Source organism: Streptococcus cristatus ATCC 51100 (genome assembly GCF_011612585.1).
Lineage (GTDB): Bacteria > Bacillota > Bacilli > Lactobacillales > Streptococcaceae > Streptococcus > Streptococcus cristatus_H.
The window spans coordinates 138,232-161,262 of record NZ_CP050133.1; the positions used below are offsets into that span (position 1 = coordinate 138,232).

Annotated in this window: 22 protein-coding genes; all 22 read left to right on the forward strand. The window is 39.4% G+C overall.

The genetic code is table 11. The features are described from left to right. Nucleotides 1–166 precede the first annotated feature (166 nt). Nucleotides 167–1,399 (forward strand): bifunctional folylpolyglutamate synthase/dihydrofolate synthase, encoded by a 1,233-nt coding sequence (locus HBA50_RS00720; protein ID WP_045500217.1) that lies wholly within the window; start codon nt 167–169, stop codon nt 1,397–1,399. A gap of 60 nt (nt 1,400–1,459) precedes the next feature. Beyond that, a complete protein-coding gene (locus tag HBA50_RS00725) occupies nt 1,460–1,957 on the forward strand; it encodes an SP_0198 family lipoprotein (protein ID WP_045500220.1) in 498 nt (165 codons plus the stop codon). Between the two features lie 181 nt (nt 1,958–2,138). Then, entirely contained in the window at nt 2,139–3,674 is a 1,536-nt protein-coding gene (gene cls, locus HBA50_RS00730) for a cardiolipin synthase (protein WP_045500223.1), read from the forward strand. A gap of 469 nt (nt 3,675–4,143) precedes the next feature. Next, a complete protein-coding gene (locus HBA50_RS00735) occupies nt 4,144–5,700 on the forward strand; it encodes a hypothetical protein (RefSeq protein WP_045500226.1) in 1,557 nt (518 codons plus the stop codon). Between the two features lie 121 nt (nt 5,701–5,821). After that, nucleotides 5,822–8,017 carry an anaerobic ribonucleoside-triphosphate reductase gene (gene nrdD / locus HBA50_RS00740; RefSeq protein ID WP_045500228.1) on the forward strand — a complete coding sequence of 732 codons (2,196 nt, stop codon included), beginning with the start codon at nt 5,822–5,824 and terminating at the stop codon, nt 8,015–8,017. Between the two features lies 1 nt (nt 8,018). After that, on the forward strand, nt 8,019–8,156 hold the full coding sequence (locus HBA50_RS00745; protein ID WP_005592063.1) for a hypothetical protein: 138 nt from the start codon (nt 8,019–8,021) through the stop codon (nt 8,154–8,156). A 59-nt stretch (nt 8,157–8,215) separates the two neighbouring features. Next, nucleotides 8,216–8,713 (forward strand): GNAT family N-acetyltransferase, encoded by a 498-nt coding sequence (locus HBA50_RS00750; RefSeq protein ID WP_045500230.1) that lies wholly within the window; start codon nt 8,216–8,218, stop codon nt 8,711–8,713. A gap of 9 nt (nt 8,714–8,722) precedes the next feature. Further along, the gene (locus HBA50_RS00755) at nt 8,723–9,229 is read left to right on the forward strand and encodes a GNAT family N-acetyltransferase (protein WP_045500232.1); all 507 of its coding nucleotides are present in this window, start codon (nt 8,723–8,725) and stop codon (nt 9,227–9,229) included. A gap of 9 nt (nt 9,230–9,238) precedes the next feature. Further along, the gene (locus HBA50_RS00760; RefSeq protein WP_045500233.1) at nt 9,239–9,784 is read left to right on the forward strand and encodes a GNAT family N-acetyltransferase; all 546 of its coding nucleotides are present in this window, start codon (nt 9,239–9,241) and stop codon (nt 9,782–9,784) included. Next, complete coding sequence (gene nrdG / locus HBA50_RS00765) at nt 9,750–10,349, forward strand: anaerobic ribonucleoside-triphosphate reductase activating protein (RefSeq protein WP_015605938.1); 600 nt, start codon at nt 9,750–9,752, stop codon at nt 10,347–10,349. Before HBA50_RS00760 ends, nrdG begins: the two co-directional genes overlap by 35 nt. Nucleotides 10,350–10,679: 330 nt before the next feature. Continuing rightward, nucleotides 10,680–12,137 carry an LCP family glycopolymer transferase CpsA gene (gene cpsA / locus HBA50_RS00770; protein ID WP_045500241.1) on the forward strand — a complete coding sequence of 486 codons (1,458 nt, stop codon included), beginning with the start codon at nt 10,680–10,682 and terminating at the stop codon, nt 12,135–12,137. Nucleotides 12,138–12,140: 3 nt separating this feature from the next. Further along, complete coding sequence (cps4B, locus tag HBA50_RS00775; protein WP_045500243.1) at nt 12,141–12,872, forward strand: capsular polysaccharide biosynthesis protein Cps4B; 732 nt, start codon at nt 12,141–12,143, stop codon at nt 12,870–12,872. Between the two features lie 28 nt (nt 12,873–12,900). Beyond that, the gene (locus HBA50_RS00780) at nt 12,901–13,596 is read left to right on the forward strand and encodes a CspC family polysaccharide chain length determinant protein (protein WP_005591513.1); all 696 of its coding nucleotides are present in this window, start codon (nt 12,901–12,903) and stop codon (nt 13,594–13,596) included. Nucleotides 13,597–13,604: 8 nt separating this feature from the next. Further along, nucleotides 13,605–14,303, forward strand: coding sequence for a tyrosine-protein kinase (locus tag HBA50_RS00785; RefSeq protein WP_045500246.1), 699 nt, complete (start codon nt 13,605–13,607; stop codon nt 14,301–14,303). Nucleotides 14,304–14,322: 19 nt separating this feature from the next. Continuing rightward, nucleotides 14,323–16,131, forward strand: a complete 1,809-nt coding sequence (locus tag HBA50_RS00790; RefSeq protein WP_045500248.1) for a polysaccharide biosynthesis protein — start codon at nt 14,323–14,325, stop codon at nt 16,129–16,131. Between the two features lie 14 nt (nt 16,132–16,145). Next, a complete protein-coding gene (locus tag HBA50_RS00795) occupies nt 16,146–16,748 on the forward strand; it encodes a sugar transferase (RefSeq protein ID WP_045500250.1) in 603 nt (200 codons plus the stop codon). 1 nt (nt 16,749) lies between these two features. Beyond that, nucleotides 16,750–17,760: a WaaS/CpsH family glycosyltransferase gene (locus tag HBA50_RS00800; protein WP_045500253.1), complete on the forward strand. Its 1,011-nt coding sequence runs from the start codon at nt 16,750–16,752 to the stop codon at nt 17,758–17,760. Further along, a complete protein-coding gene (locus HBA50_RS00805) occupies nt 17,753–18,343 on the forward strand; it encodes a DapH/DapD/GlmU-related protein (protein ID WP_045500256.1) in 591 nt (196 codons plus the stop codon). Before HBA50_RS00800 ends, HBA50_RS00805 begins: the two co-directional genes overlap by 8 nt. A gap of 2 nt (nt 18,344–18,345) precedes the next feature. Beyond that, nucleotides 18,346–19,176, forward strand: a complete 831-nt coding sequence (locus tag HBA50_RS00810) for an NAD-dependent epimerase/dehydratase family protein (protein WP_045500259.1) — start codon at nt 18,346–18,348, stop codon at nt 19,174–19,176. A 244-nt stretch (nt 19,177–19,420) separates the two neighbouring features. Continuing rightward, complete coding sequence (locus HBA50_RS00815; RefSeq protein WP_080940889.1) at nt 19,421–20,482, forward strand: glycosyltransferase family protein; 1,062 nt, start codon at nt 19,421–19,423, stop codon at nt 20,480–20,482. A 9-nt stretch (nt 20,483–20,491) separates the two neighbouring features. After that, nucleotides 20,492–21,610, forward strand: coding sequence for a glycosyltransferase (locus HBA50_RS00820; RefSeq protein ID WP_052687629.1), 1,119 nt, complete (start codon nt 20,492–20,494; stop codon nt 21,608–21,610). Further along, the gene (locus tag HBA50_RS00825; protein ID WP_045500264.1) at nt 21,588–23,027 is read left to right on the forward strand and encodes an O-antigen polymerase; all 1,440 of its coding nucleotides are present in this window, start codon (nt 21,588–21,590) and stop codon (nt 23,025–23,027) included. The genes HBA50_RS00820 and HBA50_RS00825 overlap by 23 nt, the downstream gene beginning before the upstream one ends. Nucleotides 23,028–23,031: the final 4 nt, after the last annotated feature.

The window sequence follows — 23,031 nt, forward strand, 5'->3', positions numbered from 1 at the left end:
GGGGGACCTTTTTAGCCTGAGCATAGAAATTAGGAAGCCAGCCAGTTGGAGAACTTATCACGGCTTGGCCACAGCTAGTTTCTTTACGAAGAATAGAAAAGAGAGGGAAGCGAGTGGTGATTCACATTTGAAGTCCGCTTCGCTTCTCTTTTTATGTAGGAAAATGATGAATGAGATTGAAAAATGGTTGAATGGTCGTATTGGCCTAAATTTTCGTTCAGGTCTGGAACGGATGCAGAGAGCGGTAGATTTGCTGGGGAATCCTGAAGGGGCCTACCCCGTCATTCATGTGACGGGAACGAATGGCAAGGGCTCCACTATTGCTTTTATGCGGAATTTATTTGCCGATCAGGGAAAGAAAGTAGCCAGCTTTACATCGCCGCATATGGTCAGCGTTCATGACCGTATTTGTATCAATAGTCTGCCGATTTCGGATGCTGATTTTGTTCGCTTGGGGCGGCAGATTCAGGAGATGGAGAGAGAATTGGTCAAGACTCATGACCAGCTATCCTATTTTGAAATCTTGACCTTGCTAGCCTTTCTTTATTTCAGAGAGGAGAAGGTTGATCTGGCTCTCATCGAGGTGGGTATTGGTGGACTTTTGGATACGACCAATGTCTTGGATGGGCAAGTTGCAGTGGTCACATCGGTGGGCTTGGATCATCAGGAAACGCTGGGGCAGACGCTTACAGCGATTGCGGAGCAGAAGACTGGCATTTTCAAAAAAGGTCGTTCGGCAGTCATTGGCCCCTTGCCGGAGGAGGCTCGTCAGGTCTGTGAGCAGCGGGCAGCAAGTTTGGACTTGGATTTGTATGAATACGGGCGAGATTTTTCGTTTTCTGATGGCTCTTTTAAGAATCAAGATCTTCTTTTATCGCATTTGGTCTTGGGACTGCAGGGTGCTTACCAAGAAGAAAATGCAGCGCTGGCTTTGCAGGCTTCTCTGCTTTTTATGAAACAAATGGGCTGGGAAATTGATTTTTCTCTGCTTCCTTCGTCTTTGCGGAAGACCCATTGGGCGGGACGGCTAGAGGAAGTTCGTCCGAATATCTATCTGGACGGTGCCCATAATTTGCCAGCTCTGGCGCGTTTGGTCGAGTTTATCAAGGGACAGAAGGGCAAGACATGCAGCCTGCTGTTTGGAGCTTTGAAGCGCAAGGATTATAGCGGTATGCTGGCCTATTTGCAGGAGGCTCTGCCGGAGGTTCAGGTCACGGTGACCAGCTTTGACTACGGGGAATCTGTGGGGCAGGCAGAAGCTGCGGACTTTGACTATGTGGCGAATTATAGAGCCTTTATTGAGAATTTCAAACAAGAGCAGACGGCCGACCAAGTTCTTTTTGTAACGGGCTCACTTTATTTTATTGCAGAGGTTCGAGCCTACCTCCAGAGTGTATAAGTTGACCATAGAAAGCCCTGTTTGGTAAAATAGAAGTGGAACAAAGAAAGGAGAAACGATATGAAGGTTTCAAAAAAATTAGTTCTTTCAGCCCTTACGGCTATGACCGCTTTTGTATTGGTAGCTTGTGGCAATTCTGGTCAAAATCCATCTAATCAGGCAGCTCAATCTCAAGCGAGTTCCTCTGTTTCTCAGTCATCTGAGACAGTGTCATCAAATAGCAAGGCAAGTAGCAATACAAGCAATAGCGCAAATACTAGTAGTTCAGAGGTTTCTGCTTCCAGTCAAACGGCAGCTAGTGACTTAGATGGGACTTATAAGGCCACTCATGAAGGCGATGCCTTAACCCTAGAAGTTTCTGGAAATAAAGGAACCTTGACCAAAGTCGAGCGCGACGGTGAGCAGGAAATTGAACAGGTGCAGGTTGATCCAACTAATCAAACTATGATCGTTGGAGATGACGTTAAGCGTTATCGAGTAGAGGGAAAACAACTGACTCTGGAAGATTTATCGCAGGAAAACGATGATGACGACACAATCGTCTTCACCAAGCAATAATTTTCAAAAAGGAATATCCTACAAAAGGCTGGACAGATGCTCCAGCTTTTTGTGTATGTGGATAATGGAGTGCTAGGACTTCCTTTACCATTAGACTATGAGTCATTTTCTTTGAAAAAGTTTTGAAATTACTGCTAATTATTGTTATACTAGATGAAATATGAGACGAGGGAGGATTAGGATGAATCTGGGCAAGTTTCGTTTGCTGATGTCCAAGTATGGTTTCAGCATCATTATCATGTTACTGGAATTATTTCTTGTTTTTGCGGCCTTTTTCTATTTTAATCAATTGGTGCCTAATTGGTTGTCAGCCCTTGTCATTGTTTCTTTATATATTGGGACTATCTTGGCGATTGTCAATCGGAATATGCCTCCCGAAAGTAAGGTAACTTGGCTCTTGTTTGCAGTTGTGCCCGTTTTTGGCTTCTTGCTTTATCTGATGATTGGTGAGCGGCGCCTTTCCAAAAAAGAAATTCAGCAGCTGGAAAAAATGGACTCAATGAAGTTTCGAGAGGACAACAGCTATGACCTGCGAGTCGAGCTCAAGCAGGAAAATAAATCAGCCTTTGGCATTGTCAAGTCTTTGCTGAGTATGGATCATAATGCAGATGTCTACGATGGCACGGCTTCTCAGTATTTTCCCCTTGGTGAAGAGATGTTTGAGGCCATGCTGGATGATTTGCGCTCAGCCAAGAAATTCATTTTTCTGGAATTTTATATCATTGATCCAGGTGTGATGTGGAATCGTATCCTTGAGATTTTGGTAGATAAAGTCCAGCAAGGGGTTGAGGTCAAGTTGCTCTACGATGACATTGGCTGTATGGCGACTCTACCAGGAGATTATACGAAAAGGCTGCGCAAAATGGGAATTGATGCCCATAAGTTTAATAAAGTGATTCCGCGGATGACGGTAGCCTATAATAATCGTGATCACCGCAAGATTTTGGTGGTGGATGGGCAAGTCGGCTATACAGGCGGAATCAATCTGGCAGACGAGTATATCAACCATATCGTGCGCTTCGGGCATTGGAAAGATGGCGGTGTCCGTTTGGAAGGTCGAGCAGTGAAGGCTTTGACACGTCTTTTCCTAATGAATTGGTACATCAATCGCGGGGAAATTACGGATTTTGACCGTTATCATTTTGATAGCCAGCGAGTGGAAGGTAAGGGACTTTATATCCCTTACGGGAGCGGGCCTAAGCCAATTTACAAGGAACAGGTGGGCAAGGCTGTCTATCAGAATATCATCAATCAAGCCATCGATTATGTCTATATCACGACCCCTTATTTGATTATTGACTATGATTTGACAGAGGATATCAAAAATGCAGCCATGAGAGGGGTGGATGTTCGCATTGTGACGCCATTTATTCCTGATAAGAAGCTGATTCAGATAGTCACTCGTGGTGCTTATCCAGACTTGCTGGAGGCTGGTGTTAAGATTTACGAGTACACTCCTGGTTTTATCCACAGTAAGAACGTTATTTCGGATGATGAGTTAGCCGTGGTCGGAACTATTAATTTTGACTACCGTAGTCTGGTGCACCATTATGAAAATGCCGTTCTTATGTATCAGACAGAAACGATTGCAGATATTAAGCAGGATTTTGAAGACTTGTTTGATGTTTCCGAAGAAATCTCCCTTAAAACCCTCCAAAATAGCTGGTACCAGCGTTTACTGAAAGAAATCATGCAATTATTTGCTCCGCTACTTTAAAGAGAGTGGGACAGAAATCGGTAATTCGTTAGAATTCGATTTCGTCGTCCCACCTCCGCACAGTTGAGTAGGGCTGTAAAAGCTGATGAAATCAGCGTAGTAGAGCCCACTCAACCACTGCGTCTTGCTCGATAATCCAAAGACAATTGAGAGGCTAGGACTTTTGTCCCAGCCCCTTTTTTCTGTCTTTTGCTGAGACATTAGCTACAAATCCTGCTTTCTTGTGATTACTGCCTTTATTTTACGAATAGTAAATAGGGGACAGAGAATTAGAGGAGAATTATAGATGGAAATAGCAAAAATAATTTATCGGCTTCCTTGTCCAGAAAAGCGGCTAGTTTACCTAAGATTCCGCGATTTGGAGCGCTTGGCAAAGAAGAGACAGGAGGAGAAAGGGGGGCCAAGATAAGGCTGACAGAAAGAGTGCTTTTTGATATACTATAGAGTATGGAAATCAAGGAGAACTTTTATGAACGATAGAAATCAACAGGAAAACGTGGAAATTTTAGTATCTATGTCCGCAGAAACCTGGCAAAATACGAGTGAGAGACGACGGTTAGAGAAAATAATCGAGCCAGTTCCTTCTTTACAACTATTTTTTTGGAGCGTTTTGGTCAGTTTGACCAGTGTCATCAATCCTCTACTAACCAACTTAGCCACCAATTTGCAATCTCAAAATCTATATGCTGGCTGGGCCTTGACTCAAGGAGAAGTTGCCTATGCAAATATTTATGGAACTAGCGGTCTTCTCTACTACTTGGTGAGCTGGTTGGGGAATTTATTTTTGGGTCAGCTATTATTTTTACTTTTCCAAGTAGTGGCTTTGACCTTGGCAGGAATATATCTCTTCCAGACAATTTCACAAATAACGGTTAGAAGTGGTCTAGCTCGCCAGATTACAATCCTGTTTTATTTATTTGTACTAACACTGGGATTTGGCGGAACTTATTCTATTATTTTTGCTTTTCCATTTATCTTTCGGAGTTTGTACCATCTTGTGAAGTACTTACAAGGGCGTGTCCGCGATGAGTCTTTTATTCGTTTTGGGATGGTTGGAGCCTTGGCTTTTCTAATCGAGCCAGCTTTTAGTCTGCTCTTTTACTCATTGACGACGCTGTTCTTGCTCTTGTACAATATCGCTGACAAGCGAAAAGCGCGTGGTTTTTATCAGTTGCTGGCAGGTCTATTAGGTTTTTCTTTAGTCTTTTATCCACTGGGCTACTATACGGTTTTGAATGGTTCCTTTGGTGTGGCGATTAGCCAAGTGACTTATGTTCTAGAGGCTTTTCGTCTCAATAGCAGCTATTTATTAGATCATTTGCTCTATTATGGTTTGCTCTTCCTAGGTTTAGGTTTTCTGACAGCGCTGATGACGGCTTTTGCTTTCAAAGAAGAGCCAACCGCTGCGCGTGGCATGCGCTTTATTGGGCTACTAGGCCTCCCTATCAGCTTTGTTGGAGTTTTAGGTCTACCAGAGAAGGGTGCTTATCAATTGTTGACAACTCTGCCTTTTGCCCTACTATTACTAGCCTTGTGGCTAGATACAGGTGGAGACAGGGATGGACATGAAAGACGCCACCGTAAGCCTACCCAGACTTCTAGCTGGAATCGTTATTTGGGTAAGCAACTCTTTCTACCTTTGCTTGTGATGCTTTATCTCGGAGCTTATCCGTTTGTAAATGAGTATATTCTATCCAACGGAGTTTCAGCAGAGAGAAATCTGGCTGCCCAACATATTCGTGAAAACAGCACTAGCAAGGATAGCATTTATGCTTGGGACAATACAGCAAGCCTCTATCAACGAGCGCAACGTTTATCAACTATTTCTCTACTGAGCCCGTCGCTCTATACAGGAACGGAAGAGAATCGTATTTTCTTGCGCAACGCTTTAAACGAGGCGAGTCCGAAGTTTATTTTAGTCAATAAAGATGTGCAACTCTTTTCAGATATAAAAAAGAAAATTTCTCAAGATTATGAAGAAGTGGACCTAGAACTCAATCACTTCAAGCTTTATCAAAGCAAGTAATCAAATCAATATGTTGTGTGTAAAATAAAAAAATGACATTTTTGCCACAACATATTGATTTTTTGTTTTGGAGTGATATAATGTTTGGTAGATGATTAATTGAGAAGAGGAAGTGTTTGTGATGATTTTAAGAGAAGCAAAATTTGATACAGCGCCTACCATCTACGTTGAGAAGCGAGACGGCCGGAGAGTAGCTTTTGATGTGACTAAGATCTATAAGGCTATGGTGCGGGCAGTTCAGGAAGTCGGTCCGCTGAATCCGATGTTGGAAGCTAAGCTCGAAACCATTACAGACCGTGTTGTGGCAGAAATCAGCAGCCGCTTCGCTAAGTATGTCAAAATCTATGAGATTCAGAACATCGTTGAGCATGAACTTTTGAATGCCAAGGAATATGCCATTGCGGAGAATTACATCACTTACCGCACCCAACGGGATTTTGAGCGCTCAAAAGCGACGGATATCAACTTTACCATTGACAAACTCCTCAACAAAGATCGTACGGTGGTTAATGAGAATGCTAATAAGGACAGCGATGTTTTCAATACCCAACGGGATTTGACCGCAGGGATTGTTGGTAAGTCCATTGGGCTTAAGATGTTGCCGCCTCATGTGGCCAATGCCCACCAGAAGGGGGACATCCACTACCATGATTTGGACTACAGCCCTTATACACCGATGACTAACTGCTGTCTGATTGATTTTGACGGCATGCTGAAAAATGGCTTCAAGATTGGAAATGCAGAAGTAGAAAGCCCCAAGTCTATCCAGACCGCGACAGCGCAAATCTCGCAGATTATTGCCAATGTAGCTTCCAGCCAGTATGGTGGCTGTTCGGCCGACCGAATTGACCAAGTCTTGGCGCCCTATGCTGAGCTTAATTATCAAAAGCACCTCAAGGATGCAGAGCAATGGGTTTTGCCGGATAAGCAGGAAGAGTATGCCTGGGCGAAGACCAAGAAGGACATCTACGATGCCATGCAGTCGCTGGAGTATGAGATTAATACTCTCTTTACCTCAAATGGTCAGACTCCGTTTACTTCGCTGGGCTTTGGTCTGGGCACCAATCGTTTTGAGCGGGAAATTCAGAAGGCCATTCTCAATATCCGTATTAAGGGATTGGGAAGCGAGCACCGCACAGCGATTTTCCCTAAGCTGATTTTCACCCTTAAGCGTGGGCTTAATCTTGAGCCAGGAACGCCTAACTACGACATCAAAGAACTGGCTCTGGAGTGTGCCACTAAGCGCATGTATCCAGATGTGCTTTCCTATGACAAGATTATCGACTTGACTGGATCGTTCAAGGTGCCGATGGGCTGCCGTTCTTTCCTGCAGGGCTGGAAGGATGAAAATGGGCAGGAAGTCAACTCTGGCCGTATGAATCTAGGTGTCGTTACTGTCAATCTGCCGCGGATTGCGCTTGAATCCGAGGGGGATTTGGACAAATTCTGGGAAATCTTTAACGAGCGGATGAATATCGCTGAAGATGCTTTGGTCTACCGTGTGGAGCGGACCAAGGAAGCCAGTCCAGCCAATGCACCGATTCTCTATCAGTATGGGGCTTTTGGCAAACGATTGGGCAAGTATGATCAGGTTGACCAGCTCTTTACTCACCGTCGTGCGACGGTTTCCCTAGGTTATATCGGTCTGTATGAAGTGGCAGCAGTCTTTTATGGCGGTAATTGGGAGACCAATCCAGAAGCCAAGGACTTTACGATTGCTATCGTCAAAGATATGAAGCGCCGGGTGGAAGAATGGTCAGAGCAGTACGACTATCACTTCTCTGTTTACTCGACACCATCTGAAAGCCTGACCGACCGGTTCTGCCGTTTGGATACAGAGAAGTTTGGGGTCGTTCCGGATATTACTGACAAGGAATACTATACTAACTCCTTCCACTACGATGTTCGGAAGAATCCAACGCCTTTTGAAAAGCTGGACTTTGAGAAGATTTATCCTGAAGTGGGAGCCTCAGGCGGATTTATCCACTACTGTGAATATCCTGTTCTTCAGCAAAATCCAAAGGCACTGGAAGCTGTCTGGGACTATGCCTATGACCGAGTTGGTTACTTAGGTACAAATACGCCGATTGACCGCTGTTACAAGTGTAACTTTGAGGGAGATTTCACGCCGACCGAGCGGGGCTTCACCTGTCCAAACTGTGGCAACAGCGATCCCAAGACGGTTGACGTAGTCAAGCGGACCTGCGGTTACTTAGGGAATCCGCAAGCCCGTCCGATGGTCAATGGCCGACACAAGGAAATATCAGCTCGGGTCAAGCACATGAATGGCTCAACTATTAAGTACGAAGGAAATTAAGATGGGAAAGTATCAATTGGACGACAAAGGAAAGGCTCAGGTGCAGCGTTTCCATGAAAAGCATTCGCGGGGAGGCAATGGCAAAAAAGAGCGATTGGCCAAACTGCGTCAGCAATTTTTAGAAAAGAACAAGAAATAATAGAAAGAAGTCAGAGTGGGGCGCAAGGCGATCTCACTCTCTTCGTATCAGGAGGTACTATGGAGCTGAGACGACCGAAACTAGAAGACAAGGAAAAGATTTTAGAGATGCTGGCTGACTTTGAAGCAGCTGGTAGCCGACAGGACGGCTTCTTTGGAGGAGCGGATTTTGTTTATGAGGACTGGCTGGAGACCATTCAGCTAGCTGAGGCAGGTCTAGGCTTGCCGCAAGGTTTTGTGCCTTACATCCAACTGGTCTCTTTTGCTGCGGATGGTCAGGCTGTGGGCTTTCTCAATCTGCGCTTACGGCTCAATGACCATTTGCTCCAAGAAGGCGGGCATATCGGTTATAGTATCCGTCCCTCTGCGCGTGGGAAAGGATTGGCAAAAGAGCAGTTGCGACAAGGCTTGCAAGTAGCCAAAAGTAAAAATATCAAACGTGCTTTAGTGACTTGCGATAGTGACAATGCTGCCAGTCGAGCAGTGATTTTGGCTAATGGCGGAGCTTTAGAGGATATTCGAGCTGGTAAAGAGCGTTATTGGATTGATTTAGATTGAGGATAGTTTATGAAGTTACGACGACCAACTTTGGAAGATAAAGATGCGATTTTAGAGATGATTGCGGAGTTCGATGCAGCAAAATCCTATATGCACGGTGGCATGGGCTCAACTTGGAAGCGAGCAAAGGATTATGAGGATTGGTTGCGAATTGTAGAGCAGCAGGAGGATACTGAGAATCTGCCAGCAGGTTGGGTTCCCGCCATCCAATTTTTATCCTTTGATGAGACTGGCTTGCCTCTGGGTTTTTTAGCTCTGCGCTTGTCTTTGAATGACAAATTATTTGTGGAGGGCGGGCATATTGGCTATTCTATCCGGCCTAGTCAACGCAGAAAGGGATTGGCTAAGTTGCAGCTAGAGCTCGGGCTAGCAGAGGCTCGCAAGCAAGGATTGGAACGAGTGCTGATTACCTGCGATGAAGACAACGAAGCCAGCCGACGCACCATTCTCTCTGCTGGCGGTGTTTACGAAAATACAATCGACAGAAGTCAGCGCTACTGGATTGATATCAATTAAGGAGGGAACATGGATCTAAGACGACCAACTTTGGAAGATAAAGACGCAATTTTAGAGATGATTGCTGAGTTCGATGCTGCAAAATCCTATATGCACGGTGGCATGGGCTCTGCTTGGAAGCAAGCAAAGGATTATGAGGATTGGTTGCGAATTGTAGAGCAGCAGGAGGATGCTGCCAACCTACCAGTAGGCTGGGTTCCTGCCATCAAATTTTTATCCTTTGATGAGACAGGCTTGCCTCTGGGCTTTTTAGCCCTGCGCTTGTCCTTGAATGACAAATTATTTGTGGAGGGTGGGCATATTGGCTATTCTATCCGGCCTAGTCAACGCAGAAAGGGTTTGGCTAAGTTGCAGCTAGAGCTAGGACTTGCAGAGGCTCGAAAGCAAGGACTGGAACGAGTGCTGATTACCTGCGATGAAGACAACGAAGCCAGCCGACGCACCATTCTCTCTGCTGGCGGTGTTTACGAAAATACAATCGACAGAAGTCAGCGCTACTGGATAGATTTGGAGGATGACGATGAACAATCCCAAACCTCAAGAATGGAAAAGTGAGGAGCTGAGCAAGGGACGCATCATTGACTATAAGGCCTTTAACTTTGTGGATGGCGAAGGCGTCCGCAATTCCCTCTATGTCAGTGGCTGTATGTTTCACTGTGAGGGCTGCTATAATGCAGCAACTTGGTCCTTCAACGCTGGCATTCCTTATACCCAAGAGTTGGAGGAGCAGATTATGAAAGACTTGGCGGAGCCCTATGTGCAGGGGCTGACCCTCCTAGGCGGTGAGCCTTTTCTCAATACAGGCATCCTCCTGCCCTTGGTCAAGCGGATTCGGAGAGAGCTGCCGGACAAGGATATCTGGTCTTGGACGGGCTACACTTGGGAAGAGATGATGTTGGAAACGGAGGACAAGCTGGAGCTGCTGAGTCTGATTGACATCTTGGTGGACGGCCGTTTTGATATCACGAAGAAAAATCTCATGCTACAATTTCGTGGTTCTTCCAATCAGCGCATCATTGATGTGCAGAAGTCCCTTCAGTCTGGCCAGGTAGTCATCTGGGACAAGCTCAATGATGGTTTGCAGGCCTATGAGCAAGTGGATCGAGATGGCTTGTTATAATCGTCTAGATTGGAGCAAAACTTTCAGTATAAAAATAGGACATTTTGTTCAACGTTGTCTACAATTTTTAAAGATGCTTACTTATGATGAAAGTGGCTCTCAGAGTTCATGAGCCAAGCTCTATTTTCCTTATCAGAAAAGGCGGTGCCAATGCCTTGGTATCGCTTTATTTTTCTGTGTTTTGGCTTGAATTCGATTTCAAAGTTGAAGTCGTTGACAAAAGAATAGGATTTTTTTACAATTATGTAATATTCTTAAGAATTTCTTAAAAAGCCATGTTTTTATGCTATAATAGACTAGAGTAATTTCGCACAGAAAGTAGTAAGGTGAATGTATCAGAGAGCAAAAAAGTCTAAAAAGAAAAACGATCGATTAAAAATAGTGAATAGCACCCTCTTGGGTGTTTATACTTTGTTAGCAGCCTTCTTGATTTTCACAATTTTCCGCTATCATTTTCTAGCTTTTCGATATGTGAATATCTTAGTGACAGTCCTCATCCTAGCAGTGGCAGTCCTATTAGGATTCCTGATTTTCAAGGGTAAGGCAGGAAAGACCACCAGTGCTATTCTAATAGTAGCCCTGCTTGTGGGGTCAGTGTCTATGTATGCTGTAAAGGGTTTAGTCGACTTGTCGGCTGGCGTTAATTCCACTTCTAACTACTCTGAGTATGAAATGAGTATCGTGGTGCCGGCAGATAGTGATGTTAAGAACCTCAAGCAGTTGACAAATGTCTTAGCACCATCAGGCAATGACCAAGACAATGTCCAAGCGCTGATGAAAAATATCAGTCAGACACAAGGGCATGAGCTAACAGTGGATACAGCATCTTCTTATCTCGCTGCCTATAAATCGTTAACTTCTGGTGAAGTCAAGGCTATGGTCTTGAATAGTGTCTTTGAAGATACGATTCGTGGCGAAGATCCTGACTATGCTTCTAAGATTAAAAAAATCTATACTTACAAGATAAGCAAGAAGATTGATACAGCTATTGGCAAGCAAGATCCAAATGCAGAAGTCTTTAATATCTATGTCAGTGGTATTGACACTTATGGACCGATTTCTTCTGTGTCACGCTCGGATGTCAACATTATCATGACAGTCAACCGTAAGACCAAGAAAGTCTTGTTGACAACGACACCACGCGATGCCTATGTTCCGATTGCGGATGGTGGCCTTAATCAGCCGGATAAGCTGACTCATGCGGGTATTTATGGCGTGGACGCTTCAGTTCATACCTTGGAAAATCTCTACGGCATTGATTTAAACTACTATGTCCGGCTAAATTTCACTTCCTTCCTCAAGTTGATTGATTTGCTGGGTGGGATTGATATTGAGAACGACCAAGACTTTACCAGCCTGCACGGTAATTACCATTTCCCTGTAGGTAAGGTCCATCTTAACTCTGACCAAGCTCTAGGCTTCGTCCGTGAGCGGTATTCTTTAAATGGTGGAGATAATGATCGTGGTAAGAACCAAGAAAAGGTTATTGCAGCGGTCATTAAGAAACTGACCTCGACAGATGCACTGAAGAATTACAATGCCATTCTTTCAGGACTGCAGGATTCTGTTCAGACCGATATGAGTTTGGAAACAATGATGAATCTGATCAATACTCAGTTGGAGTCAGGCGGAAATTATAACGTGACTTCTCAGGCCTTGACCGGAACTGGAAATACAGGTCTGCCTTCTCATGCGATGCCAGAAGCCAATCTCTACATGATGGAAATTGATCAAAATAGCTTGGCAGCAGCCAAAGCAGCGATCCAAGAAGTGATGGAAGGGAAGTAAAGCATGATTGATATTCACTCGCATATCATTTTTGATGTGGATGACGGTCCTAAGACACTAGAGGATAGCCGACGTCTGCTCGAAGAAAGCTATCGTCAGGGCGTTCGCACCATTATTTCTACTTCTCATCGCCGAAAGGGCATGTTTGAAACGCCTGAAGAAAAGATTGCAGCAAACTTCAAGCAAGTGCAGGACTTGGCCAAGCAAGTTGCTGACGACTTGACCGTGCTATATGGAGCGGAGATTTACTATACTAGTGATATTTTGCAAAAGCTAGACGAGGGAACATTTCCCAGTCTAGGTGCCACTAAGTATGTCTTAATCGAGTTTAGTATGAATACACCCTACAAGGATATTCATTCCGCCTTGGGCAATGTTATTCGCCTTGGAATGACTCCGGTAGTGGCACATATTGAGCGTTATCACTGTCTGGAAAATGACGAAGACAGGGTCAGCGAATTGATCAATATGGGCTGCTATATGCAGGTCAATAGTTCAAATGTTTTGAAGCCTAAGCTCTTTGGTGATCGTTATAAATTTATGAAAAAGCGTGTTCAGTTCTTTCTAGAACGGGACTTAGTTCATTTCGTTGCTAGCGACATGCACAATCTTGATGACAGACCACCTTATATGCAAAAGGCCTATCAGATTGTCGCGAAAAAATATGGTGCTGAGCGTGCGGAAGAACTCTTTAAGACAAACCAAGAAATCTTATTAAGTAACGAGTTTATTTAATCAATCAAACTCTGGAGAAAGTAAATACATGAATCAAGAAAATCAAATGATCGAAATCGATGTGTTGTCTCTGTTGAAGACAATTTGGAAACGGAAATTTTTAATTATCTTAACTGCCTTATTGACAGGTATTTTAGCCCTAGGTTATAGCGTTTTTATTGCCAAGCCTGCTTATAAGAGTACGACGCGTATCTACGTTGTCAATCGTCAGCAGGGCGAAAATCCTACCTTGACAAACCAAGACTTGCAGGCCGGTTCTTATCTGGTAAAAGACTACAAGGAAATTATCCTGTCTCAAGACGTTTTGGCATCTGTCATTTCAGAATTGAAACTGTCAGGTTCGCCATCTGACTTGGCATCTAAGGTAACTGTGACCGTACCGACAGATACTCGGATTGTGTCAATCACGGTTACGCATGCAGATCCGGCAGAAGCAAGCCGTATTGCCAATACCTTACGTGAAGTTGCTGCTGAGAAAATCATCGCTGTTACCAAGGTATCCGACGTTACAACTCTGGAAGAAGCAGAAACACCGAAAACACCGTCTTCTCCAAACATTCGTCGCAATACTATCATTGGAGTGCTTGCGGGTGGTGTCTTGATGGTCCTTGTAGTAGTGAGCGTGGAAATCCTTGATGACCGTGTCAAGAAGCCAGAAGATATCGAAGAAACCCTAGGAATGACCCTGCTTGGTGTCATCCCAGATATGAGTAAGGTAGGTTAGGAGATACAATGCCAATTCTAGAGTTAGCAAAAAAGAAAAAACTTTCTATTTCACGGGTAGAGGAGTATTACAATGCTCTTCGGACCAATATCCAACTTAGTGGTGAAGATATCAAGGTGATTGCTGTTAGTTCTACCTTCCCAGGTGAGGGAAAGACGACAACTTCAACCAATCTTGCCCTGACCTTTGCCAAGGCGGGTCATAAGACACTTTTGATTGATGCAGATATCCGAAATTCAAAAATGCTAGGTGGAGTCTTTAAGAGCGGTGAGAAGGTTTCTGGCTTGACAGAGTATCTTGCGAGAAATACAGACCTATCTCAAGGACTGTGTGAAACGGATGAGGAAAATCTCTTCGTCATCACCTCAGGACAAGCGTCACCTAATCCAACGGCTCTTCTCCAGAGTGAACGATTTACCACTATGATGAGCGTCTTGCGCCGTCATTACGACTATATTATTGTGGATACGCCGCCTATTGGTATGGTGGTAGACGCAACCTTGATTGCTAAAGTTTGCGATGCTAGCCTTTTAGTCGTATCGACAAATGAAGTCAAACGGAAAATGGTTCAGAAATCTAAAATGCAGTTGGAACAATCATCCACACCATTCCTTGGCGTGGTCTTAAATAAATACAATGTCCAAGCAGACAAATATGGTTTCTATGGTTCCTATGGACACTATGGGGATAATTTGAGTAAAGAATAGAAAAAAATAAAGGGATATTATGGAATTAACACGATCACAAAAAAGAATTATTCTGATGATAGCAGATGCTGTTTTAATATATTTTAGTGGTTTTGTGGCATACTTCTTTTTATCTGAATATGTTTTGCTGTCAGATTTGAGTTTTGTACAAACCTTAACAATGACAGTAGTGCTCTATTTTTTAATTGGAATCAAAACGAAACTTTTTTCGATTATCAATCGTTACACGGACTATAAAACTCTCAGTACGATCAGTCTAACCTTGGTTGGTGCTTACTTTGTTATTTTCTTAGTAGAACTTGCGCTATCCTTGCATACAAGCTATCGTTTTTTATTGCTTAGTTGCATGTTCTCTATTTTGTTTACTATGTCCATTCGTCTTTGCTGGAGAATGTGGTTTAGTTTTAAAAACGGAACAACCTATACAGAGGTTGAAGAAAGCAAAGTAAGTAGAACGCTGGTGGTCGGAGCAGGGGATGGTGGAAGCCTATTTATTAAAACGGCTTTAAAAGAGTCACCTGAGTTAAAGATTGTTGCTGTTGTAGATAGTGATACAAGTAAGCAAGGCTCGTTTTTACATGGTGTCAAAGTTGTTGGTACGGATAGTCAAATCCCTGAAATTGTAGCAAATTATGAGATAAGTCAGATTGTCCTAGCAATTCCTTCTCTTAAACCAGATGAGTATGAACGGCTTTTTTCTCTTTGTAAAAAGACAGGTGCTAAAGTTAGTGCTATGCCAAAATATGAAGAAGTGGTTACCGGAAAGTTAAGAGTACATAAATTACGGGAAATTGATATTGCTGATTTATTGGGAAGAAAAGAAGTTAGGCTTGATCAAACGAGTTTGCAATCCAATATTGATGGTAAGACAATTTTGGTAACAGGAGCAGGAGGTTCAATTGGTTCAGAGCTTTGTCGTCAGATTGCTCGTTTTTCTCCTGCAAGATTACTACTTTTAGGTCATGGAGAAAATTCTATCTATTTAATTCATAAAGAATTACTTGCTCAATATGGAGATAAAGTCGAGATTGTGCCTCTTATCGCAGATATACAAGATCGAGAACGGATATTCCATATTATGCATGAGTATCAACCTGATCGTGTTTACCATGCGGCAGCTCATAAGCATGTCCCATTGATGGAATACAACCCAACTGAAGCAGTAAAAAACAATATTTATGGAACCAAAAATGTGGCTGAAGCTGCCAAAGCAGCTGGAGTTGCTAAATTTGTAATGGTTTCTACAGATAAGGCTGTGAATCCTCCAAACGTCATGGGAGCTACAAAACGTGTGGCTGAAATGATTGTTACAAGTTTGAATGAGGAAGGGAAGACCTTGTTTGCAGCGGTTCGCTTTGGGAATGTTTTAGGCAGTCGAGGTAGTGTAGTGCCTTTGTTCAAGGAGCAAATTGCGAACGGTGGTCCAATTACAGTCACAGATTTCCGAATGACACGGTATTTCATGACTATTCCTGAAGCAAGTCGTCTTGTTATTCAAGCGGGTGCGCTAATGCATGGTGGAGAAATTTTCGTGTTAGATATGGGTGAGCCAGTTAAAATTTTAGATTTAGCTAAAAAAATGATTACCTTAAGCGGTCACACGGAAGAGGAAATCCAAATTGTAGAAGCTGGAATTCGCCCAGGAGAGAAATTATATGAGGAATTGCTCTCTACTGAAGAGCGAGTTGACGAACAAATCTATGAAAAAATATTTGTAGGAAATGTTCAAGCTTTACCGAATTCAGAAGTAACAGCTTTCATTGATTCTATTTCTAAATTAGATGGAGCAGAATTGAAAGCTAAATTAATAAAATTTGCGCAACAGTAGGGGGGAGATAAAGTATGTATAAATTTATTAAACGCATTTTTGATATTATTTTATCCTTTTGCGGTATGATTGTACTATCACCTCTATTTCTTGTTCTGATTATAGCCATAAAGTTAGATTCAAGGGGACCAGTACTTTTTAAACAAAAACGTATAGGATTACACAAAAAACACTTTTTTATTTTAAAGTTTAGAACGATGCGGATTGACACACCTAAAGACACTCCCACTCATTTATTAGAAAATCCTGAACAATGGATTACGAAGGTTGGGAAATTCATGCGTAAAACATCTCTTGATGAATTGCCGCAAATTTGGAATATCTTTGTTGGAGACATGAGCATCATTGGCCCTCGGCCTGCCCTTTGGAATCAATATGATTTGATTGAGGAACGTGATAAATATGGTGCTAATGATGTGTTACCAGGATTAACTGGTTGGGCACAGATTAATGGTCGTGATGAACTACCAATCAAACGAAAAGCTGAACTTGATGGCTACTATGTAAAAAATATGTCCTTTGCTCTAGATTGTCGCTGTTTCTTTGGAACTATTCTAAGTGTTTTAAAAAGTGACGGTGTCGTTGAAGGAGGAACAGGACAGAAAAAGGAGGGATAGAGTGGAGAAATCTCAAGTTGCAGGAAAGAAAATTCTATTTTTTTCTCCTGCATTTTTTGGATATGAATATAAGATAGCTCAAAAAATGAGAAATCTTGGTGCAGAAGTTGATTATTATGATGTACGTTCTGTCTATGGGGCATTTGCAAGGGCATTATTAAAAGTATCTCCAGCACTATTTCATAAACGTTCTTTAAAGTATTATAAAAATATAATAGAACAGAATAGATTAAAGAATTATGATTATATAGTAATAATAAAGGGAGATATGACTCCGATTCCAATTCTTAAAGAAATGAGAAAAGTTTATGATCGGGCAAAGTTTGTTTTGTATTTATGGGATTCTATTGAGAACATCCCAAATATAAGTAGTAAATTCGACTATTTCGATAGATTGTTGACCTTTGATTTAAATGATGCCAAAGAGAACACGCAATTTATTTTTAGGCCTCTTTTTTATGGAGATGATTATATTTCTCATGATGTTTCTAGTAAAGCTAAGTATGATCTGGCATTTTTGGGGACGATACATTCTGATAGATATAAAATTCTTAAGAAAATAAATCAATTTTCTAAGGAAAATAATTTATCGGCTTTCTATTTTGCTTATTTACAGAGTAAATTTATTTATTATTATTATAAATTAACAAGAGCAGAATATTTTAATGTAAATCAGTACTTTTTTTCATTCAAAAAAATGGATAGCGTTTCAATAGCGAAAGTCATTTCAGAAAGTAATGTAATTATTGATATTGAGCATCCAAAGCAAACAGGTCTTACGATGCGTACTATTGAAATGATTGGTATGCAAAAAAAATTATTAACTACGAACTCAAGTATAAAGAATTATGATTTTTATAATAAACAAAATATTTATATCATAGATCGGAACGTTAGCAAGTTAGATATTGATTTTTTTAATACTCCTTATAAGCCTTTAGATAGACATATTTATAAAAAATACAGTTTGGAGCAATGGGTCTTAGATGTATTAGGAGAGGACGATGAGTAATAAATATACCATTTCAGAATTTATAACAACTGGCTTTTCATATGTTTTAACTAAACTATTTGATAGAAAAGCAAGATTAATACGCCGTCCGATATATATCCGTGGGAAGTCTGATTTGTTTTATAAAAAGGGCTTTACTACTGGGCATGGATGTCGTTTTGATTTAAAAGGTGACAATGAGATTCGATTAATATTTGGAGAAAATTGTGAACTTGGAGATGGTGTGCATATTGTTGCTCATGAAAAAGTTGTTATTGGAAATAATGTATTGATGGCATCAAAAATTTTTATAAGTGATACTAGTCACGGTGATTATTCCGATGAAAAACAAGACAGTCCATTAACGACTCCAAACAAAAGGCCATTAATTACCAATCCTGTAACTATAGGTGATAATGTTTGGCTTGGAGAAAATGTCGTAGTACTTCCTGGGGTTGAGATAGGTTCTGGAAGTATAGTAGGGGCTAATTCAGTAGTAAATAAAAGTATTCCTGAAAATTCAATAGCGGTGGGTTCACCTGCTAAAGTAATCAAAACGTTTGATTTCAGTAATAATCAATGGAAAAAAGTAGAGGTTGAATAAAAATGAAGATACTAGTCACGGGAGCAAACGGTTATTTGGGTAAAGGAGTTGTAAAGGTTCTCCTGGATCAAGGAGTGAACGTAATAGCTACGGATTTTCACAGTGATTTCATTGACCAACGAGCAACAATTAAATGTGTTGATTTATTTAAATTAACAAATCCATTTGAATTCTTTGAACAGCCAGATATTTTAGTTCATATGGCCTGGCGAGATGGATTTATCCATCACTCAGATAACCATTTACGAGACTTACCTGAACATTATGAGTTTATAAAAAAAATGGTAGAGGCAGGAGTGAAAAAAGTAGCAGTTTTAGGAAGTATGCACGAAGTTGGTTTTTTTGAAGGTTCAATAAATGAAACGACTCCAACAAATCCGCAAAGTTTATATGGAATTAGTAAGAACGCTTTAAGAAATGCAGTAGAATTACTTTGTAAAAAACATAGTATTATTTTCCAATGGTTGAGAGGATTTTATATTGTAGGTAATACGATTGATGGCAGTTCCATTTTTTCAAAAATTGTTCAAGCGAATGATAATCAACAAGAGGTATTTCCATTTACAATGGGGTTGAACCAGTTCGATTTTATTGATTATGATGATTTTTGTGTTGGAGTTGCACAGACAGTATTACAGGATAACATTGTAGGTATCATTAATATATGTTCAGGGAGCCCTGAAAAGTTAGCTGATAGAGTAGAACGATTTATACAAGAGAATAACTTTAATATTAAATTGCAATATGGAGCATTTCCTGATAGACCATATGATTCAAAGGCTGTCTGGGGAGATGTGAGTAAGTTAACGAAAATTTTAGAACAAAGTAAATAGTTTTTTAAGTATCGCTTATTTGGATGGCACATTGAAAAATACTCTATTTTTCTTAATATTATGTTTTTTAGTGAAATGTTTTTAAATGAAATAAGCTTAATAAAAATTGATTCACCTCTTTATATTAACGTAAAGAGATCATAGTTTTTTTAGAGTTATCAATTTTTCATATTTGTTCGTGATAAAGAGATTGAGTGAATAATTATAAAATAGTATAAGTCAATTATAAGAAAGTAGTATGTAAATGAAAAAAATTTGTATCATTACTATGGGGAACATATATCTTGTCCCATATTTACAAACCTATCTGTCTCAAATAAATCATCCGGTTTCAATTATTTATTGGGATAGAGCTAATTTAAATGAGACTTATAAAGATAATGATATATATAGGTTTCAGCATAAATTCGCAACTAAAACTGATAAAATATTAGGATATTGTAGGTATCGGAAGTTTATTAAAAAAATTTTATTAGACCAAGAATTTGATGTCGTGATATTATTGCAAACTTTGAGCGCTTTGTTGTTACATGATATTTTATTAAAAAAGTTTAAACATCAGTTTATAGTTGATATTCGAGATTATACTTATGAAGATAATAAAATAATTTTTGCGATAGAAAAGAAATTATTAAGCAATTCTGCCATGAATATTGTTTCTTCAGAAGGTTTTTTGAAATTTTTACCTAAAGATATAGATTATGAAATTGCTCATAATATTCGCAAGTGGCCAAATGAGGCTTTAGAGCGCATTAAAAATAGAAAAAAAAATAAGAGCAAGTTACATATTGTTTTTGTGGGATATGTTAATTATCAAGAGCAGCACAAAAAGTTACTTTTAAAATTAAAAAATGACTCTAGATTTGAAATTAGTTTTATTGGTACTCGAGCACAAGAACTTGAAGATTTTTGCGAAGAAAACCAAATAGAAAATGTCAGATTAATAGGAACGTTTCAATCGGAAGATACTTTGAAGTTTTATGAAGATGCTGATTTTGTAAATAACTTATATGGGAATAATACTCCAGTGTTGGATTATGCTTTATCTAATAAACTGTACTATGCTGCAATTTTGAATATACCTATATTGGTCTGTGAAAATACTTTTATGGAAGAGATTTCAAATACGTATAATTTTGGAATAACTGTGGATCTAGATTTAGAAGAAAATTTAGGAGACTTTTTATTTTTAAAGTATAGTGAGATTGATTGGAATAATTTATCTAATGGTTGTGAGAGTTTTTTAAAGGAAGTTAATAAACAACAAAATAGATTCGAGAGAAATCTTTCTAGATTACTAAATTAAGGGAGAAAAATGGCAAAAATTTTACATACAATTCCAGCATTAGATGGGGGAGGAGCAGATAGGGTTATTTTTGACTATACTGTTAGAATGATTCCTGATCTGGAATTTGATTTTATTGTACACTCGGAAGATAAAGGAATTCTCGAGGAAGAACTACTAAATAAAGGATGTCAAATATTTCATGTTCCTTCATTAAAAACGAGTGGCTTATTCAAATATATAAAATCTCTTTATAGAATTATGAGAAATAATCAATACGATATTATTCATGTTTCACAAGGATACTGGGGATTTGCTTTTATTATTATTGCTTTTGTTTTAGGTATTAAAATTCGAATAGCTCACGCTCATATGGCTTATGTTCCAGAAAATAGATACCAGACTATAAAACGGAAGATCTTTTCTGCCTTAACTCGTTTGTTTGCTACAGATTTGTTTGCTTGTGGGATAGATTCTGCTTGTTGGATGTGGGGAGAAAAGAATTATAAAAATAATAATATCCACATAATGAGTAATGCTATTGATGGAACAAAATTTATATTTAATTCAAAATTACGTCAGAAATTACGTCAGGAATGGAAGGTTGAGTCTAATTTTGTAATCGGAAATGTGGGAAGATTAGAGTGTCAAAAAAATCAGCTTTTCTTAGTTAATTTATTTAGTGAAATTTTAAAAATTGCTCCACATAGTAGATTAATGCTTATTGGGCGTGGAAGTCTAGAATCTCAGCTAAGAGAGAAAGTCCATGAGTTAGGCATTGATGATTTTGTAATTTTTACAGGAGTTAGAGATGATGTACATAAGTTACTTAATTTAATGGATGTATTTGTCTTACCGTCTCTTTTTGAAGGTTTTCCAATTACTCTTATAGAAGCACAAATGAACGGTTTGCCCATTGTTGTCTCTAGCAACATTACAAATGAGTCAAAATTTTCTGAATTATATACGTCTTTGCCTCTAAATATAGATCTTAAAGAATGGGCGAAAGAGATAGTTGGATTTAATGATACCAGAGTGGCAGTAGATAAAACAATCCAAATGCAGAGGGATGTAAATTATTTAGCTCCAATACAAAAATCATGGTATGTGAGGAGGCTAGAAAGTCTTGAAAAAAAATCAAATAAATAGCAATCTAAAAATTTCAGTAAAAGATTTACTTTTTTTAATAAGTTATTTGTTTTTCATGACAATATTCTTTTATTGGGCATATCAAAATTTTTTTAGCTCATATATTTCAAGTTATGAATATATAATATCTCCCTGGATTTTTGGATCCTTACTCTTAAATATTATTGGTTACATATTAATTTTTAAGACTCCCTTGACAGAGCCCTCATTATGGTATGTACTATCCTCTTATTTGTTCATGTTTGGACATATATTTTTGAAAATCTTTAATTTAGAAACATCTTTAATTTGGAATCCGGCTATTTACTTTTCACCAACTGAAATGTTTAAAGGCTCACTATATGCTCTTCAAAGCATAACTTGTATTTGTTTTGGTTATTTTGTGCATCTTTCATTTAATAAGAGAATTGAAGTCAATTTCAACGAAAATTCAAAAAAAGAAACGGATATAAAAATGTTTAATGTAGGTTTCATAATATTTTGGATAGGTTTTGTGTGTGCCCTTATAAATTCTTATGTTGTAGTTACTTCTACTTATAATGCAGGGACGTATGTTGCTTATGCAGATGTTGCGGGTTCTACAGGGCTATTAGATGATTTCAGTTATCTGGTTATTCCAGGCTCTTTATATATTTTATGTAGTAGAAAATGGAACAGACAAACTGCAAAGTTATTTACTTATTGTATTTGTACGTTCTTTTTAATAATAATGATTTTCAGTGGTAGTAGAAAGAGTCAATTATTTTCTATTTTGACAGTTTTGCTATGTTATAATAGTTTGCATGGGAAGAATAAATATAAAGTTTCATCAGCATTTATAAATAGTATTTTGGTATTTCTTTTCTTGAATTTAATATATATTATAAGAGAATACAGGACAAATTTAACTTCAATAATTCCTGAGTTTTTTTCTAGCCTAATATCTCTAGAATTTCTAAGAAAAATTTTTGGTGAAACTTTTGCAGAGACGGGCTTAAGTATGTATTCAGTTGTTTCTGTATTAAAGTATGTGCCAAGTGTTTTTCAATATGAATATGGTTTGACATTTATTCGTAGTGTGTTATCTATTTTCCCATTAGGTAGTCTATTTCCAACATTTTTTAATGCAGGTTATTCTACTGTATTAATTAATCGCTATACGGGTATTCCTGTTGGTTCGAGTCTCATTGGAGATTTTTATTGGAATTTTGGCATTATAGGTGCATTAGTTATAAGTTTTTTCTTTGGCCAGTTACTTGGAAAAATTGGGGATATTAAGTATAAATTTAAGGATAGACTCCCAATGTATTTCTCATTACTATTTATAATTTTTTTATGTATTCGAGCAGGATTGATGGATATCATGAGACCGTTAGTAATCATTACAGTTATCCCAGTTGTTGTGGATGGTTTTTTTAGCGCACAATACAGAAAGTAGGAAA

Excerpts from the sequence above, each read along its gene's own strand:
- HBA50_RS00720 (WP_045500217.1), top strand. The coding sequence starts at position 167 with ATGAATGAGATTGAAAAATGGTTGAATGGTCGTATTGGCCTAAATTTT.
- HBA50_RS00725 (WP_045500220.1), top strand. The coding sequence starts at position 1,460 with ATGAAGGTTTCAAAAAAATTAGTTCTTTCAGCCCTTACGGCTATGACC.
- cls (WP_045500223.1), top strand. The coding sequence starts at position 2,139 with ATGAATCTGGGCAAGTTTCGTTTGCTGATGTCCAAGTATGGTTTCAGC.
- HBA50_RS00735 (WP_045500226.1), top strand. The coding sequence starts at position 4,144 with ATGAACGATAGAAATCAACAGGAAAACGTGGAAATTTTAGTATCTATG.
- nrdD (WP_045500228.1), top strand. The coding sequence starts at position 5,822 with ATGATTTTAAGAGAAGCAAAATTTGATACAGCGCCTACCATCTACGTT.
- HBA50_RS00745 (WP_005592063.1), top strand. The coding sequence starts at position 8,019 with ATGGGAAAGTATCAATTGGACGACAAAGGAAAGGCTCAGGTGCAGCGT.
- HBA50_RS00750 (WP_045500230.1), top strand. The coding sequence starts at position 8,216 with ATGGAGCTGAGACGACCGAAACTAGAAGACAAGGAAAAGATTTTAGAG.
- HBA50_RS00755 (WP_045500232.1), top strand. The coding sequence starts at position 8,723 with ATGAAGTTACGACGACCAACTTTGGAAGATAAAGATGCGATTTTAGAG.
- HBA50_RS00760 (WP_045500233.1), top strand. The coding sequence starts at position 9,239 with ATGGATCTAAGACGACCAACTTTGGAAGATAAAGACGCAATTTTAGAG.
- nrdG (WP_015605938.1), top strand. The coding sequence starts at position 9,750 with ATGAACAATCCCAAACCTCAAGAATGGAAAAGTGAGGAGCTGAGCAAG.
- cpsA (WP_045500241.1), top strand. The coding sequence starts at position 10,680 with ATGTATCAGAGAGCAAAAAAGTCTAAAAAGAAAAACGATCGATTAAAA.
- cps4B (WP_045500243.1), top strand. The coding sequence starts at position 12,141 with ATGATTGATATTCACTCGCATATCATTTTTGATGTGGATGACGGTCCT.
- HBA50_RS00780 (WP_005591513.1), top strand. The coding sequence starts at position 12,901 with ATGAATCAAGAAAATCAAATGATCGAAATCGATGTGTTGTCTCTGTTG.
- HBA50_RS00785 (WP_045500246.1), top strand. The coding sequence starts at position 13,605 with ATGCCAATTCTAGAGTTAGCAAAAAAGAAAAAACTTTCTATTTCACGG.
- HBA50_RS00790 (WP_045500248.1), top strand. The coding sequence starts at position 14,323 with ATGGAATTAACACGATCACAAAAAAGAATTATTCTGATGATAGCAGAT.
- HBA50_RS00795 (WP_045500250.1), top strand. The coding sequence starts at position 16,146 with ATGTATAAATTTATTAAACGCATTTTTGATATTATTTTATCCTTTTGC.
- HBA50_RS00805 (WP_045500256.1), top strand. The coding sequence starts at position 17,753 with ATGAGTAATAAATATACCATTTCAGAATTTATAACAACTGGCTTTTCA.
- HBA50_RS00810 (WP_045500259.1), top strand. The coding sequence starts at position 18,346 with ATGAAGATACTAGTCACGGGAGCAAACGGTTATTTGGGTAAAGGAGTT.
- HBA50_RS00815 (WP_080940889.1), top strand. The coding sequence starts at position 19,421 with ATGAAAAAAATTTGTATCATTACTATGGGGAACATATATCTTGTCCCA.
- HBA50_RS00820 (WP_052687629.1), top strand. The coding sequence starts at position 20,492 with ATGGCAAAAATTTTACATACAATTCCAGCATTAGATGGGGGAGGAGCA.